This window comes from Flagellimonas onchidii, assembly GCF_004804315.1.
Lineage (GTDB): Bacteria > Bacteroidota > Bacteroidia > Flavobacteriales > Flavobacteriaceae > Flagellimonas > Flagellimonas onchidii.
This window is the reverse complement of record NZ_SRXX01000006.1, coordinates 145,137-161,524: the sequence shown is the minus strand read 5'-3', so window position 1 is coordinate 161,524 and position 16,388 is coordinate 145,137. Positions and strand designations below refer to the sequence as shown.

The following is a 16,388-nucleotide window of genomic DNA, read 5'->3' as shown; positions in this document are numbered from 1 at the left end:
AAACTCTAAACGATGGTGTTGAGAGGTAACACGCCTTTACTCAAATGTAAAATTGATAAAGAAACCTCTGGTGCGCATGGCATCAATGTTTCCGGTCCAAGGACTGTTGGGGTCATTGTCGGGAATAATCTCATTGGTTAGTGCAAAAACACCCCGTATGGACGGAGAAAATTTGAAGTATTCCGTATATATGTCAATCCCAAAGCCAAGTTCATATCCATAGACGTTTTTCTTCATTCGAAATTCGCCGCTACTGTTATCGTCCAAGCTATCTTCTTTGCTTCCCAGGTTTATCGCGGTATAAACTCCACCGGTAATATAAGGTTTCCAATTGCCAAACCTTCTGGCACTGGCTTTTAGCAACAACGGAAATCTAATGTAGGTCGATTTGACTTCCCTAACGGCATCCGCCTCGGAGGCAAACCCAGGAAACCCCAAAGTACGCGCCGTGTAAAGTAAGCCTGGCTCAAACCTTGTATCTAAAAATTCGTTAATTCGCATTTCTCCAATAAGTCCTACATTAAAACCAAAACTCTTGTTGACCAGTACATCCTGACCAATATCATCCTTATATTCAAATTGGAAATCATATTGGTTAAACCCAAGGTAATAGCCCCAGTTCAACAACCTTAAATCTTCGCTTTGAAGATTAAGTACGGGATCTTTTTTAAACTGTGCCAAGGAGTTTGGACATGCCAATATTAGCAGGCCAAAAAGAAGAAGGACATTTTTCATCAAATTATTTTGTAGCGACATATATAGATGCCACCCCAAATGTCTGGGGTTTGTTCTCTATACCTATAAACCCGATTTTGCCCAAAATATTGTTGAAAGCTTCCCCATGGGGAAAAACAGAGGCAGATTCACTTAAGTATGCATAAGCCGACCGATCTTTGGAGAAGATTTTTCCAATAGTCGGGAGAATGTATTTGGTGTAAAAGCGATATCCCTGTTTAAAAGGAGTTTTAATGGGTACGGAAGTTTCAAGGACTACAAAGCTACCACTGGGTTTCAGGACTCTGAGTATTTCGCTCAACCCTTTTTCAAGATTTTCAAAATTTCGCACCCCAAAAGCTACTGTTATGGCATCGAACGTATTATCATCAAAAGGAAGGTTTTCGCTATCACCCACAATCATTTCAATCGTATCTTGAAGGCTTTTTGATGAAATTTTAGCCTTTCCAACCTCCAGCATGCCTGGGGAGATATCCAACCCTATAATCTTTTCCGCTCCAGTGGCCGTCATGGCAATGGCCAAATCTCCCGTTCCGGTTGCTATATCCAAAATATTCTTTGGAGCTTTCTTTTTGAGGATAGACACGACCTTTCTTCTCCATTTTAGATCAATACCAAAAGAAATTACCCTGTTCAATCCATCATAATCATCAGAAATGGTGTCGAACATTTGCTTTACCTGTTCCTTTTTTCCCAGGTCGGAATCCTTGTAGGGTTTGACTTTTTTCGACATTTATCAAATTTGCTGGCAAATATACAACTTAGCCATATGGAAGGCGTACAAAAATAATTATGTAATTTTGCCGTGCAATCATGGAAAGCTTTTCCGTATTATGTTAAGTATTTGTCTTTTGGACCGCGGCTCTTATTCTTTTTTGCCGTATGTAGCACACAATTTGAACTCATTAGGAACAACTTATTATTAATCAATGAAGATTATTATTGCGGGAGCAGGTGAAGTGGGATTTCATTTGGCAAAATTGTTGTCGTATGAAGCGCAGGATATTACTTTGATTGATACCGACAAAGAAAGTTTGTCCTATGCCGATAACCATTTGGATATACGGGTGCTTAGAGGTGATGCTACTTCCATTGAGGTGCTGCGTGATGCGAGAGTCGACAGTTCTGACCTGGTCATTGGGGTTACCGCTTCTGAGACCACTAACTTAACCCTTTGTCTTTTGGCCAAACAATTGGGTTGTGAAAGAACCATAGCCAGAATTTCCAACACGGAATTCATGGACAATAGGGAATTGATAAAGTTTGATGAGCTTGGTATTGATGAATTAATTTCCCCTGAAGAACTTGCGGCAACTGAGATTCAATTGCTGTTGAATCAATCTGCGTTTAATGATACCTATGAGTTTGAGGATGGATTACTGACCATGATTGGGGTCTTCTTGCCTAAATCAGCGCCGTTTGTTGGCAAAATGGTCAAAGAAGCGGCCAAAATATTTCCAGAACTACATTTTATGCCCATCGCGTTGCAACGCATGGGTACTCAGTATACCTTAATCCCAAGGGGCGATACCATTTTTAAAGAAGGTGACCAAGTGTATTTCATTACTTCCGCAGGGGGTGTTGACGAACTCTACAAGCTCACCGGAATGCAGAAAAAGGAAATCAAAAATGTAATGATTCTAGGTGGAAGCAAGGTTGGCTTCAAAACAGCACGAGACTTATGCGGCAAGAAATTCAATGTAAAATTGATTGAAAAGGATAAGGAAAAAGCTTTTGATATTGCAGATGAGCTTCCCCATGCCCTAGTTATCAATGGAGATGGTAGAAATGTGGAGCTGTTGGATGAGGAAAGCTTGGACTCCATGGATGCCTTTATTGCCGTTACTGGAAATTCGGAGACGAATATTATGTCGTGTCTGGTTGCCAAGTCCAAAAAGATAAAAAAGACCATAGCCATGGTCGAGAATATGGATTACTTCCAACTCTCACATTCCATTGGAGTGGATACCTTGATCAATAAAAAATTATTGGCAGCCAATAATATTTTCCGATATATCCGTAGGGGCGAGGTATTGGCACTGACACGATTGAACAACCTTAATGCAGAGATTCTGGAATTTGAGGTAAAAGCCACTTCATTGGTGAATGGCGAGATTATCCGTGAATTGAATTTTCCTAGGGAGGCCAGTATTGGAGGAGTGATTCGGGATGGTAAGGGAATAATTGCACTTGGTGATTTTAAAATTCTGGAAGGAGACCGTGTTGTGGTTTGCAGTTTACCAAAAGCCATTCCTAGAATAGAAAAGCTGTTCTTATAATGGGACTCAATACCCGAATAATCATACATATTATGGGGCTGTTGTTGCTTTGCAATGGCTCTTTTATGCTTCTCGCTGCTTTTGTGAGTGGTATTTATGATGATGGGGCAACTTTGGATATTACCCTTTCGGCTATTGTAACTATGCTTTTTGGAATTATGGCCATGTTTGGTACCCGCGGCCATAAAAAGGAGGTGAAGCGGAAAGAGGGATACATTGTGGTAACCTTTGGCTGGATTATTATGTCCATTTCCGGTACACTTCCCTATCTTTTTTCAGGAGCAATTCCGTCTGTGACTGATGCTTTTTTTGAAACAATATCGGGTTATACGACTACTGGTGCCTCAATTTTGGATGACATTGAAGCCCTGCCGGAAGGAATTCTTTTTTGGCGAAGCCTTACCCATTGGATTGGAGGTATGGGTATCATCGTTCTTGCCATTGCTATTCTTCCACTTTTGGGAATAGGGGGTATGCAGCTATTTGCTGCTGAAGCACCTGGGCCTGCGGGGGATAAATTACACCCTAGGATAACAGATACCGCTAAGCGTCTTTGGCTAATTTATTTTGGTTATACCGTAGCGGAAACCATTTTGTTGAAACTGGCCGGAATGTCGCTTTTTGATGCTATGAACCATTCGCTTGCAACCCTTTCTACAGGTGGTTTTTCCACTAAAAATGCCAGTTTGGCCTATTGGAACAATCAACCTTTGATTCAATATATAATTATTCTTTTCATGTTTTTGGCGGGTAGCAACTTTGTGTTGAGCTACTTTGCATTTACGGGAAAAGTGCAACGAATTTTAAAGGATGAGGAGTTTAAATATTATGCCAGTTTTATAGTACTTTTCACCATTGCAGCAGCTTTGGTAGTGTATTTTAAAGCTAATGTTCCTGTATCCGATTTTCATCCCATGGTTTTAGGAGAAGGTGAAAGTGCCTTTAGGCATGCACTTTTTCAAGTAGTGGCCGTAGTCACTACCACAGGATTTGTGACTGCCGATTTTACAGGTTGGACACCATTTCTTACGGTTTTCTTTTTTGGGTTGATGTTTTTGGGAGGTTCAGCTGGCTCTACCGCGGGTGGAATTAAAGTCATGCGGCACCTGCTTATTATCAAAAATGGAATTCTGGAGTTTAAACGAACATTGCATACCAATGCTATAATCCCTGTGCGTTATAATAACAAAACGGTTACAGAGCATATCGTCTATAACATCATAGCGTTTTTTGTGCTGTATATGCTGCTCTTTATCATTGGTTCGTTGGTTTTGGGCTTTTTAGGACTCGATTTTGTATCTGCAATCGGGGGTTCGGCATCTTCTTTGGGAAATGTAGGTCCGGCCTTTGGAAGCCTTAACCCTATAAGTAATTACAATAGCCTGCCCAACATAGGGAAGTGGTGGTGTGGCTTTTTGATGCTTCTGGGTAGGTTGGAACTGTTTACCGTATTGATTATACTTACCCCATATTTCTGGAAAAAAGCGTAGCTTTCCCATAGTTTCAGCATAACTTGGGATTTCATGAAAAAGTACATTTACCTTGTGTTGGGGGTCTGTCTCTATCTTCTTGGTTGCTCCGGTTCCGAAGCAAATGATAAGGCCGAAATACTTCAACTGCTAAAAAATCAGGAAAAAGCTTGGTCCAACCATGATTTGGAAGGATTCATGCAGACCTACTGGAAGAACGACGCTTTACAATTTTACGGAGCAAGAGGACTAACGTTGGGTTGGGATAAAACCCTGTCAGGTTATAAAGAAAGATATCCCACAAAAGCCGAAACCGGAAATTTAAAATTTACCATTGATGCGATTACCAAAATCGATTCAAATTCCTACTATGTTATGGGGCAATACCATCTTACCCGAAAGGTAGGGGACGCAAATGGTGTATTTATGATTGTACTACGGAAAATTAACGGTGAATGGAAAATTGTGGCGGATATGTCATGCTAAAACACTTTTCAAAAATTGGAACAGCCCTTATATATTGATTCGACTTTTATTGAAGAGAATACCAATTTCGCGGAGTTGGTTGAGAAGTTAAAGAGCGCATTCGCATCAAAAGAGATTTTGATACCCCAACGCCATCATCACGATCTTCCCAATCCAAGAACTAATAAAGAGACTACTTTGTTGCTGATGCCCGCATGGAACCCTGGCAAAGAATCAGGAGTTAAGGTGGTTACCGTAAACCCAGGGAATGAAGAATTTGGATTGCCGTCCATTCAAGGCAGTTATCTCTATTTGGACGCTGTAACTGGTGTTTTGAAAGCAATTATGGAGGCCAAAAGTCTTACAGCGAAACGAACTGCAGCGGCATCTGCTTTGGCATCGTCCTATTTGTCAAGAGAAAATGCTTCTACCTTGTTGATGATTGGTACAGGTGCACTTTCAGTGAATTTGATAAAAGCGCATGCTTCGGTAAGGCCTATCAAAGAGGTCTTTATTTGGGGTAGGAACAGCAGTAAGGCCGAAAAGATTGGACAGGCACTTACCAATACGGAATATAGGGTAGCTCCAATTTTAGAAATTGAAGATAAAATTTCAGAAGTGGATATCATTTCTTGTGCAACACTTTCAGAAAAACCCTTGGTTTTGGGTGAAAGCTTGGTTTCTGGCCAACATATAGATTTAGTTGGGGCATATAAACCGAATATGCGTGAGGCAGATGATGAAACGATAAAAAAAGCCTCGATATTTTTGGATTCATTTGGAGGGCTTAAGGAAAGTGGAGACATAGCGATTCCACTTAAAGAAGGAATCTTGAATGAGTCGGAGATTAGAGCAGATTTATTTGCACTTTGTGCAGGAAAGCATGGGGGAAGAAACAGCCAGAATGAAATCACTCTGTTTAAATCAGTAGGCCATGCCTTGGAGGATTTGATTGCTGCAACCTATTACTATTCCAAATTTGAAAAATGAACAACACATTAAAAAATATATTAGAGAAAACTACTTTTTTAGCTCCCAGGGATTGGATGGCGATTAAAACCATTGATATGCACACTGGAGGAGAACCTTTGAGGGTTATTGTTGACGGTTTTCCTACGTTAAAGGGAGATTCAGTGCTTGAGTATAGGAGATATTGCAAGGAAAATTATGATGATTTGCGCACGGCTTTGATGTTTGAGCCAAGAGGGCATGCAGACATGTATGGGTGTATATTGGTTCCACCTAATGATGAAGAAGGCGATTTTGGCATTTTGTTTCTGCATAATGAAGGATATAGTACCATGTGTGGTCATGCAATTATTGCGATCTCCACTCTTGCCGTTAAAATGGAATGGATTACGGTGAGAGAAGGGGAAAATACCCTTAAGATTGATGCTCCGTGCGGAAGAATAATCTCCCACGTGAATGTACAAGGCAATGAAGTAACTGGAGTTCGTTTTCATTGTGTGCCAAGTTTTGTAGTTGGACTTGATAGAAAAGTCAATGTGAAGGGATTGGGAGAAGTGAATTATGATTTGGCTTACGGAGGAGCGTTTTATGCTTATGTTGATTTAAAAAAGAACAATCTAAATCTGAACTTATCGACTGATTCATATCAAGATTTGATTGCACATGGAATGGCAATAAAACATTCGGTAATGGGGCAAGACTCGGAAATAATGCACCCTTTTGAAGAAGATTTGAGCTTTCTTTATGGAACCATTTTTATAGATAGCTCTTCCAAAGAGGGTGTTGATAGTAGAAATGTCTGCATTTTTGCGGAAGGTGAGGTGGATAGGTGCCCGACTGGTTCAGGTGTTTCAGGTAGAATGGCTATTCATTGGGCAAGAGAGGAGTTGGAATTGAACCAAATCATGACCATTGAAAGTATAACGGATTCGGTTTTTAAAGGAAGTGTTGTAACTGAAATGAATTATGGCCCATATAAGGCGGTAATCCCTCAAGTAGAAGGCACGGCATTTATTACCGGGATGCATACTTTTCTCGTTGACCCCACTGATCCTATGAAGAAAGGTTTTATTCTAAGATAAAAAAAGGGAACCTAAAAGTTCCCTTTTCTCCGTTTGAGTTAAGGTATTTCGTTATGAAACTGCCGAAGCAATTCTCGAAATAGCATCTTTAATCTCGTCCACACTTGCAGCATATGAAATGCGTATGCTATTGCCATTCCCAAAGGCATCACCCGTGACGGTGGCAACATTTGCTTCCTCCAATAAATACATGGCAAAGTCAGAAGCATTATTGATTTTCTTTTCTTTTAAGGTTTTTCCAAAGAAGGCACTAATATCTGGATAGACGTAAAACGCACCCTGGGGCTCGTTGCATTTGAAACCAGGAACGTTGTTCAGTAACTCAAGAATGAGTTTTCTTCTATTCTTGAATTCGTCTACCATGTATTGCACACGACTTGGTGGCTCCAGAAGCGCAGTAATCACCGCACGTTGTGCTATACAATTGGCACCACTGGTAACCTGTCCCTGAAGCTTATTACAAGCTCTTGCTATATAATTAGGAGCACCGATATATCCAATTCGCCAACCGGTCATGGCAAACGCTTTGGCTACTCCATTAACGGTAACCGTTCTATCGTACATATCTTCAAAAGCACCCATTGAAGCATGCTCTGTTACTCCATAATTGATATGTTCGTAGATTTCATCACTTACTACAACAATTTGGGGATGTTTTTGGAGCACATCGGCTAAGGCCCTAAGCTCCTCTTTGCTATAAATAGAGCCACTTGGGTTACATGGTGAACTGTACCAAAGCATTTTGGTCTTCAGAGTGATTGCCGCCTCCAACTGCTCTGGAGTCATTTTGAAGTCATTTTCGATAGAAGTTGCAACTTCAACAGGCACACCGTCCGCTAATTTTACAATGTCGCTATAACTTACCCAATACGGACATGGTAAAATAACCTCGTCACCTTTGTTCAAACAAGCTTGTGCAACATTGTACAGCGCTTGTTTTGCACCGGTTGAAACAACAATTTGTGAACGGTCATAATCAATGTCATTGTCCCTTTTAAATTTGGTGATAATGGCATCTTTCAATTCAACATATCCATCAACAGGGGTATAGGAATTGTAACCGTCGTTTATAGCTTGGATTGCGGCTTCCCTAATATAATCAGGAGTTTTAAAATCAGGTTCTCCCAGACTTAACCCAATAATGTCCTTTCCCTCAGCTCTCAGTTCACGGGCTTTTGCAGCCATTTCAAGGGTTGCGGAAGGGACTAAACTATTAATCCTATCCGAAAGTTGGTTGCTCATAAATGCAAATATTTTACTGGTATTGAAGGGCAGGATTTTTACCCAACTCCTTCAAGTGTTTGAAGTGCGAAATTATAGCTTTTCTGGTAGTTTTATATTCGTTGTATGGCAAATTAAACTCCTTGGCAGTCTGTTTCACAATTTTGGAAATTTTTGTGTAGTGAATATGGCTGATGTTTGGGAAGATATGATGCTCTACCTGATGATTCAAACCACCTGTAAACCAATTTACGATTCTGTTCTTTGTACCAAAATTCACAGTAGTTGCCAATTGATGAATGGCCCAAGTGTTCTTCATGGTCCCATTTTCATCAGGCAATGGGGTTTCAGCTTCATCCACAATATGCGCCAGTTGGAAGACCACACTCAAAATTACTCCTGCCACGTAATGCATGATAAAGAAGCCCAAAAGCACTTGCCACCATGCAACTTTGACAAAAATCAAAGGAAGAACAATCCAAATGGTGATATAGATAAGTTTGGTAATGACCAAAGTGCTCCAATTGATTACAGGGTTGGGCAATTTGCCATAAGACAATTTTCTTTTCATGTAGCGGTACATTTGCTGAAAATCGGTGGTGATAGCCCAATTGAATGTCAAAAGCCCGTAAAGGAATATGGAATAGTAGTGCTGAAATTTATGGTGTTTTCTCCATTCAGCATGTCTTGAAAAACGAAGTACCCTTCCAGCTTCCATATCTTCATCATGATCTTGGATATTTGTATAGGTATGATGTAATACATTATGCTGAACTTGCCAGTTGTATACATTACCGGCCAATATATAGATACTGCCTCCCATGAGTTTATTTACCCATTTTTTATTGGAATATGAGCCGTGATTACCATCGTGCATGACATTCATTCCCACTCCAGCCATTCCCACTCCCATGGTGACGGTCAAAAGTAAGTAAGCCCACAAGGGTAAACTTAAGGTTAGGATTAAGAAATAGGGAGCCAAATAAACCGCAAACATAATGACGGTCTTTAAGTGAAGCTTCCAATTTCCGGTTTTCTTGATTTTATTTTCGCTGAAATATTGGTTTACCCTTTTGTTCAGCGTTCTAAAGAACTGGGCTGAATCTTTTCTTGAGAACCGGATGATGTCCTTTTCCATAAATTGACTTTTTTGTTAGACCAACAAAATCGGCATTCCAATTTTGCTTTCCTCAAACATAAACGATTTTAAGATGCCAAAAGTATTAATTTTGCCCAAATTAACAGGCCTTATATGCAAGTAGATTTGATTTTTAACTATTTCCCGAACCTCACGGATACCCAAAAAGAACGTTTTAATTCTTTGGAAGCTCTGTACCAAGATTGGAACAAAAAAATAAATGTTGTTTCAAGAAAAGATATCGATGAATTGTATTTACGTCATGTACTACACTCCTTGGGAATTGCTAAAGTTCACAACTTTAATAAGGGAGCTGAAGTTCTGGACGTTGGAACTGGTGGGGGATTCCCGGGTATTCCTTTGGCTATTTTGTTTCCTGAGACGCAGTTTACGTTAGTCGATGCCATTGGCAAAAAAATCAGGGTAGTGCAGGAGGTTGTTGATGGATTACAGTTGAAGAATGTCAAAGCATATCATTCACGAGTTGAAGATTTGAAGGGGCAATATGACTTCATTGTAAGCAGAGCCGTAGCCGCTATGCCAACTTTTGTGCATTGGACCAAAGGAAAAATCAAGAAAGATTCAGTACATGAGCGAAAAAATGGAATCCTCTATCTAAAGGGTGGAGATTTGACTGAGGAACTAAAAGATTATAAAACCGCCCAAGTTTTTGATTTAAAAACCTTTTTTGAAGAAGATTTTTTCGAAACTAAAAAAGTGGTATATCTTCCTCAGAAGTCTAAAAGTCTTACTTAAATGCTCAACATTCTGTTGTACACCAATCTACATTTTTTGGAGTACTCTTTAATGTACTGTATCCAGTAACTGATTCGCTTTTTCATAAGAAATGGATTTTGAATCGCTTTAATTTTACAATTACTTAACGTTAAATTTACATATAAAATTGTGCTTTTCCAACCGAAAAGGAATTTTTTCGTTAAAAATGAAGCAAATGATATACTTTTTTTGCTGTAAAGGATTGATAATCAATATTATTTGAAGTTGGGATTATCTATTGTGCCAGCTGAAATAACCTTTCGAACATAGACTCCCAAGCTTTGGTCCTATTTTCGAAATCTGGAGGTGGTACATCAAATTTTTGTACAAATAACAGTTTGGTGGAGTAGGGGTTAATCTGCTGAAACATGATGTTGACAATACTATCCGGTGGTGGGTTCGTAAGTCCTTGATACCTAAGATTGAAAACAATCTTGATGGGCTTTTGTATCTCGGTATATATGCCATTAATATGGAAGGAATTTCCATGTTCTTTTCGAAGTTCAATGCTATAGGTTCCACCAATGTTGAAGTTAACGTTAACCTTTCCAACTTTCAGATGTTTGGGGCCAAACCATTGGGCAATCAAATCGGGTTTGGAAAACCATTGGAACAGCTCTTCAATGGAGCAGTCAAAGATTCGTTCCAAGTAAACATTATTGGTCATTATCCTGATTTTGTTTCTGGATTAACAGCTCCAATTTATCAAAAGATTCGTTCCAAAAATTGCTGTAGTAACTAATCCATTTTAGGACTGGTTCCATGGAACTACGGTTTAGGGAAAGGATTCTATACTTTCCTTTCTTTTCTTTTTGAACAAGTTGTGCTTCTTCAAGAATCTTAATATGCTTGCTAAGCGCCTGAAATGAAATGGAAAAGTTTTCATGCAATTCCAACAATGTGGAATTCTTTTCATGTAGTAACTCAACAACCTGTCTTCGGTTACTGTCTGCCAATGCCGAAAATATGCTTTCCATGAATTAAATATCGAATGCAGAAGCCACGTTATCCAACGAAGTTTGCTTAGGTGGGGATATTGGATTACTTGCTTTCAAAGCCATTCTAAAGGCGGTAAATTCTGGAACATTGTTGAGTTTCGCCATGGTTTCACTGTCCTTGGCCATATTGATATGAATAAAAGTATTCGGATTTTCGTGGTCGGTATACGAAGAATATAACATGCCTTCAATCGGATTGACCCTAAGTGCATCCATTACCTTTTGGATGTTCTTTTTGTTTTCTTCAACATAATCGTCCTGAACCGTGTATTTAACCTTTACTGCCTTCATAATGCTGTCTATTTTGATTTAAAACAGAATAAAGGTATTCTTTTTTATTATTCAATCAAATGGTTGAATGATAATTTATACAATTTTAAGATTGTTAAGGTCAAGGTTTGTTCAATACGAAAGATAAAATCATAAAAAAACCGTTCTTTACTATATAGTGAAGAACGGCTTTTCCAAGTTTTGTGTATATGATATAAGTTATCCCAAAAACGGATATCTGTAATCCTCTGGGCTTACAAAGGTTTCCTTGATTAATCTTGGGGAAATCCACCTTAATAAGTTTTGCACTGAGCCCGCTTTGTCATTGGTTCCAGATGCTCTGGCGCCACCAAAAGGTTGTTGCCCTACAACAGCACCTGTTGGTTTATCGTTGATATAGAAGTTTCCAGCGGAGTTCTGTAAAGCTTTTGTAGCTTCATCAATTGCATATCTGTCGGTAGAAAGAACAGCTCCAGTAAGCGCATATTCAGAAGTTCCATCTATCAAGGTCAACGTATCCGACCAATCTTTATCGTCATATACATAAACTGTAACTACTGGCCCAAAAAGCTCCGTACACATTGTGGTGTATTTTGGATCTTTCGTAAGAATCACAGTAGGCTCAATGAAATAGCCTACAGATTTATCATGACCCCCTCCGGCAATAATTTCTACATTTTTATCCGTTTTGGCCTGATCGATATATTTTGCAAGCTTATCAAAAGAACCTTCGTGGATTACAGCTGTAATAAAGTTGCTCATATCTGCTGGAGAACCAGGTTTGTTGAAGGATGCTATATCCGCTTTTACCAATTCTAGAATTTGATCGGCCGTGGATTTAGGAAGATAAACCCTTGAGGCCGCACTGCATTTTTGACCTTGGAACTCGAATGCTCCTCTGGTGATAGCGGTAGCAACCTGTGCAGGTTTAGCTGTGGGGTGCGCTAGGATGAAATCTTTACCACCAGTTTCGCCCACTATTCTTGGGTACGTTTTGTAGTGATGGATATTGTTTCCGATTTGTTTCCAAAGCTCTTTGAAAACAAAGGTGGATCCTGTAAAGTGAAGTCCAGAGAAATCAGGACTGGCTAGAACCGTATTTGTAATCATAACAGGATCTCCATAAACAACATTGATGACACCATCTGGCAGACCAGCTTCTTTTAGGACATCGATAATGACTTTTGCGGAAAAAATCTGGCTGTCGCTTGGTTTCCAGACCACCACGTTGCCCATCATGGCCATACATGTAGGCAAGTTACCCGCTATAGCGGTAAAGTTGAACGGGGTTACGGCATAAACGAAACCTTCCAGCGGCCTATACTCGACCCTATTCCAAATACCTTCATCTGATTCTGGTTGCTCAGCATATATTTGGGACATGAACTCCACGTTAAAACGAAGAAAGTCGATAAACTCACATGCGGCATCAGTTTCAGCTTGGTGAATGGTTTTTGATTGCGCCATCATGGTGGCTGCATTGATTTTTGCTCTGTATGGACCTGCAATCAATTCTGCGGCTTTCAAAAAGATGGCAGCCCTTTGTTCCCACGTTAGGTTGGCCCATTTTTCCCGAGACTCAAGGCAGTTGGCAATTGCTTTTTCAACATGGCTTTTTTCAGCCAAATGGTAATTTCCAACAATATGCTTGTGCTCATGTGGTGGAGATAATGGCTTGGTATTGCCAGTTCTGATTTCTTCAGAACCAATATAGAGTGGAACATCAATTGTGGCATTGTAGTACTCATTATATTGTTTAAGTACTTCTTCGCGTTCAGATGTGCCAGGGGCGTAGCTTTTTACAGGCTCGTTATACGCTGTTGGTATTTGAAAAAAACCTTTTCCCATTATAACGGATTTTAGATGTTAAAAATTCCGTCAAAGGTACTAAAAGAAAAAGGGATTTATAGATTAATAATAATTGGATATTGTAATTAAATAATCAAAAATTAAAAGGCGAAAAAATCAATTTATCGCAAAAGGAGCGGCAAACTTAAAAGTAGGGATGTCAACCTCAAATTCTTCTGTGGAAGTAAAATTCACCATCTGGTAATACCCTCTCATGGCACCTATGGGTGAAGCCAATAGACACCCAGAACTATACGTATGGGATTTACCTGGTTTGATCACTGGTTTTTTACCGATAACACCTTCGCCATCTATCGTCTCCATTTCCTTAAGTGCATCAAATATATCCCAATGCCTAGCAGTGAGCTGCACAGTATCCTGACTTTGGTTTTCAATGGTAACAGTGTAACCAAAGGCATAGTGCATTTTATAGTTTTTAAAGAAAGTACCTTCAAAAGTGGTCTGCACCGATACTTTTATTCCTTTTGTGATTTGAGTGAACATATATTAATAGGTAAAGACACTTCCTGTCAACAACACAATGGCCACAAATAATGCCAATAAAGTGAACATAGTGTTCAGAAAGAGATATTTTAAAATCGTTTTAACCCTTCCCTGCCCATAGAACTTTCTCATTGCTTTGTACAGATAAAAACTGAAAATCAGAAAAAATATACCTGCACTAGCCGTATTGAAAATGGTATCTATTATTAGGCTAAGGATGAGCAAGATAAAGAATAATGATTGGTTGTGGAAACTAAAGATCAGATGATCGGTGTAGGTGTATTTTTTTCTGATGTACACCACCCAAATGAAAACTGTAAACACGGGAAGGAAGAAGAAGATTACAAGAGGTAGTTTGCCAATAGTGTCGTTTAGATAAGTACCTGGCTGGGCAATGGCCTTCAATAAACTCTTAGATCCCCTAAAAGCTATTTTGTTTTTTGTTGTTTCTTTTGCCTCGAATTTTTCTTGCGCATCTTCGAAGGTTTTTATGGAGTCCTTTTGAAGAAAGGTAAAGAAAAACTCCATTCTGTTTATAAGGCTACCCTCTTTGTTGTTTTGAAGTTCCACGAAATATTTTCTTGGATTTGCCAGCATAAACGAATCTTTTTGGGCTTCTTCTTGTATGCCTTGCCCTATGATGCTTTGTAATGTGTCAATGTTTTGAAATCCTGGGATAGGGATTTTTTCCAGATTTTTAAGGGAATCAAGTGATTTCAGTGCTTCTTCGGTTTGTTTTTTCATTTTTATACTGTCCGAAGCAGTTTCGTCAGTACTAAAATTATAGGAGATAGGTCCAGTTTTCTCAATCCTGTCATCTAGTCCAAGATCATCTAAGTTGGAAAGATTTCCATCGTAAGTGAACATTAAAAAATAGAGAAAGGCTAGACTCAATAAAAAGCGAAAGGGATTGGTATAGGCCACTCTTTTGCCCTTGATATAATCTTTGGTGATTGTCCCTGGTTTTATAAGAAGGGTATATAATGTTTTTAAAAGCTTGGAGTCGTAATTGAAAAGATTTGAAAAAAACTCATCAAAGAAATCCTTTAGTATAAGCTTTTTGGTGCTATTGGCCTGTGAGCAATTAGGGCAGTATTTATCGCTAACATCCAAAGGGAGTCCACAGTTAAGACATTCTGTGCCCCTGTATTTTAGCTCATACCGTCCTTTGGTGAATAAACTTGGTTTGCTGGCCATTTCCTTCTTTCAGGTTTGGCGCTAAAGATAATTTAATTGCTGATATTTCTGGAATTGACAGAACCTATGCCGATTACACTGTCATATAAATCTCCAAAATTTCGATAGTAGACCAAAATGAGGTAATTGTTCTCTGTAAAGTGAAAATTTCCGGAGACCAAGTTCATGTCCGTTTCGGCACCTTCACCCACAACTACATATTTATAATTATAAAAACCTTGCTTCATGGGATAAGTGAGTTCAAACTTGCCCGATTCCTCGTTAAAGGTCATTCGGTTTTCTTCACCAAGGTCATAATTATTGAATTTCCCTACCACATAAACTTGGTCCAAACCTATTTCATTGGTATAGGGTAAGCTAAAATGTACGTTGGTATATTCAGCTTCCCTAGAGACATCATCACCTTGAAGTGTTCTGACCACAAAATCTCCATTGATGTCCGGAAAATAGGTGTAAGGGGAATCATATCTGAAATCATTGGTGAACAAATAATGATTGTAAAGATCTTTAAATTCAACTTTTGAGATAGCAAAGGTAGGTGAGCGAAGGTCTTTGGTGTCAAAGTTCAAGAATTCATTGCCACCGTAAAAACTGGTCTCTTTATCGTACTTATAGACTAATTCAGTACCTATGGTAAACTGAGGTTTTATATTGTAGAGCGCGGTGGGCCAATAATGATTTTGTAAAATGGCGACCTTTATCTCCTTTTTAGGGTTTACAACAGGAAATCCTGCAGTATTGATGTTGAACTGCACGACTTGCTTTTCGTTCAAAAAATTGAAATCCCTAGAACGTTTGACCTGGCCTCTTACCGATACCAAGTCTTTGTAAACCACGAATCTTCTTGAAAATTGAAGCTCACTATAGCTATTGTATATTTCGATAAGATAATTGCCACTTACTTTTAACCGAACATTTTCATTGGGAATGGTCAGCCTATAGTTAGAATAGGGTTGTAATGTATTATAGCTGTTTTCGTAATCAATAATACGTTGATTATCCGCCCCAATAATGTACTGTGATTTTAGAAGTTGCGAAGGGGTCCAGTCATAGTCGCAATGTATTATTTTGTAGTAATAGTCTTGTTCACTTGCGGTAAGATCATCAAACTCCAAGGTCATGGACTCTCCCAATTGAATTACCGGAAACTGATCTTCTGTAGGTCCTCTAAAAACTATTGTCTTTATATTTTCTGGTGGATTGACTTCTTCCTGAACCTGGGCAATAGCCCCCGAAATACAAAATAAGAATACAATTTGTTTGATCATTGAGCGCATTAAAGGCGTGATTTTTCCGTAAAGGTAAACAAAAAGTGTGCCTTGAGGGGTTTACAATTTGTATTGGGCTTAACATCTATTTAGAATTAATATAAATAAATAGAGGCTGATGAATTCAGGAAGGTATTTTGCATGATAAGCTGTAAATTTGCACCGAAT

Annotated in this window: 17 protein-coding genes; 6 read left to right on the top strand and 11 right to left on the bottom strand. The window is 39.1% G+C overall.

Features of this window, described 5'->3' with window-relative positions:
- Window positions 1-36: 36 nt before the first annotated feature.
- Together porT and ubiE are read right to left on the bottom strand one after the other, a co-directional pair.
- Complete coding sequence (porT, locus tag E4661_RS08470; protein WP_136466400.1) at window positions 37-735, bottom strand: type IX secretion/gliding motility protein PorT/SprT; 699 nt, start codon at window positions 733-735, stop codon at window positions 37-39.
- 4 nt (window positions 736-739) lie between these two features.
- Window positions 740-1,468, bottom strand: coding sequence for a bifunctional demethylmenaquinone methyltransferase/2-methoxy-6-polyprenyl-1,4-benzoquinol methylase UbiE (ubiE, locus tag E4661_RS08465; RefSeq protein WP_136466399.1), 729 nt, complete (start codon window positions 1,466-1,468; stop codon window positions 740-742).
- A gap of 196 nt (window positions 1,469-1,664) precedes the next feature.
- On the opposite strand from ubiE, the gene trkA reads away from it, so the two are divergent.
- Genes trkA through E4661_RS08440 form a run of 5 tightly spaced genes read left to right on the top strand, consistent with a single transcriptional unit; the run spans window position 1,665 to window position 6,999 of the window.
- A complete protein-coding gene (gene trkA, locus E4661_RS08460) occupies window positions 1,665-3,014 on the top strand; it encodes a Trk system potassium transporter TrkA (protein WP_136466398.1) in 1,350 nt (449 codons plus the stop codon).
- Entirely contained in the window at window positions 3,014-4,504 is a 1,491-nt protein-coding gene (locus tag E4661_RS08455) for a TrkH family potassium uptake protein (RefSeq protein ID WP_136466397.1), read from the top strand. The genes trkA and E4661_RS08455 overlap by 1 nt, the downstream gene beginning before the upstream one ends.
- 33 nt (window positions 4,505-4,537) lie before the next feature.
- Window positions 4,538-4,969: a YybH family protein gene (locus E4661_RS08450; protein ID WP_136466396.1), complete on the top strand. Its 432-nt coding sequence runs from the start codon at window positions 4,538-4,540 to the stop codon at window positions 4,967-4,969.
- 15 nt (window positions 4,970-4,984) lie between these two features.
- The gene (gene lhpI, locus E4661_RS08445) at window positions 4,985-5,938 is read left to right on the top strand and encodes a bifunctional Delta(1)-pyrroline-2-carboxylate/Delta(1)-piperideine-2-carboxylate reductase (protein ID WP_136466395.1); all 954 of its coding nucleotides are present in this window, start codon (window positions 4,985-4,987) and stop codon (window positions 5,936-5,938) included.
- On the top strand, window positions 5,935-6,999 hold the full coding sequence (locus E4661_RS08440) for a proline racemase family protein (protein WP_136466394.1): 1,065 nt from the start codon (window positions 5,935-5,937) through the stop codon (window positions 6,997-6,999). Before lhpI ends, E4661_RS08440 begins: the two co-directional genes overlap by 4 nt.
- 51 nt (window positions 7,000-7,050) lie before the next feature.
- Here the strand turns inward: E4661_RS08440 and E4661_RS08435 are convergent, their stop codons facing one another.
- Together E4661_RS08435 and E4661_RS08430 are read right to left on the bottom strand one after the other, a co-directional pair.
- Window positions 7,051-8,241 (bottom strand): pyridoxal phosphate-dependent aminotransferase, encoded by a 1,191-nt coding sequence (locus tag E4661_RS08435; protein ID WP_136466393.1) that lies wholly within the window; start codon window positions 8,239-8,241, stop codon window positions 7,051-7,053.
- 13 nt (window positions 8,242-8,254) lie between these two features.
- Complete coding sequence (locus tag E4661_RS08430; protein WP_136466392.1) at window positions 8,255-9,358, bottom strand: fatty acid desaturase family protein; 1,104 nt, start codon at window positions 9,356-9,358, stop codon at window positions 8,255-8,257.
- Window positions 9,359-9,472: 114 nt separating this feature from the next.
- On the opposite strand from E4661_RS08430, the gene rsmG reads away from it, so the two are divergent.
- Window positions 9,473-10,114, top strand: a complete 642-nt coding sequence (rsmG, locus tag E4661_RS08425; RefSeq protein ID WP_136466391.1) for a 16S rRNA (guanine(527)-N(7))-methyltransferase RsmG — start codon at window positions 9,473-9,475, stop codon at window positions 10,112-10,114.
- A 256-nt stretch (window positions 10,115-10,370) separates the two neighbouring features.
- On the opposite strand, the gene E4661_RS08420 is transcribed toward rsmG, so the two are convergent.
- From E4661_RS08420 to E4661_RS08390, 7 genes are all read right to left on the bottom strand, one after another.
- Window positions 10,371-10,802 (bottom strand): SRPBCC family protein, encoded by a 432-nt coding sequence (locus E4661_RS08420; RefSeq protein WP_136466390.1) that lies wholly within the window; start codon window positions 10,800-10,802, stop codon window positions 10,371-10,373.
- Window positions 10,792-11,112, bottom strand: a complete 321-nt coding sequence (locus E4661_RS08415) for an ArsR/SmtB family transcription factor (RefSeq protein WP_136466389.1) — start codon at window positions 11,110-11,112, stop codon at window positions 10,792-10,794. Before E4661_RS08415 ends, E4661_RS08420 begins: the two co-directional genes overlap by 11 nt.
- A gap of 3 nt (window positions 11,113-11,115) precedes the next feature.
- Complete coding sequence (locus tag E4661_RS08410) at window positions 11,116-11,424, bottom strand: hypothetical protein (protein ID WP_136466388.1); 309 nt, start codon at window positions 11,422-11,424, stop codon at window positions 11,116-11,118.
- Between the two features lie 198 nt (window positions 11,425-11,622).
- The gene (gene pruA, locus E4661_RS08405; RefSeq protein WP_136466387.1) at window positions 11,623-13,251 is read right to left on the bottom strand and encodes an L-glutamate gamma-semialdehyde dehydrogenase; all 1,629 of its coding nucleotides are present in this window, start codon (window positions 13,249-13,251) and stop codon (window positions 11,623-11,625) included.
- A 117-nt stretch (window positions 13,252-13,368) separates the two neighbouring features.
- Entirely contained in the window at window positions 13,369-13,755 is a 387-nt protein-coding gene (apaG, locus tag E4661_RS08400) for a Co2+/Mg2+ efflux protein ApaG (protein WP_136466386.1), read from the bottom strand.
- A 3-nt stretch (window positions 13,756-13,758) separates the two neighbouring features.
- A complete protein-coding gene (locus E4661_RS08395; protein ID WP_136466385.1) occupies window positions 13,759-14,952 on the bottom strand; it encodes a DUF3667 domain-containing protein in 1,194 nt (397 codons plus the stop codon).
- Window positions 14,953-14,984: 32 nt separating this feature from the next.
- The gene (locus E4661_RS08390; protein WP_136466384.1) at window positions 14,985-16,229 is read right to left on the bottom strand and encodes a type IX secretion system plug protein; all 1,245 of its coding nucleotides are present in this window, start codon (window positions 16,227-16,229) and stop codon (window positions 14,985-14,987) included.
- Window positions 16,230-16,388: the final 159 nt, after the last annotated feature.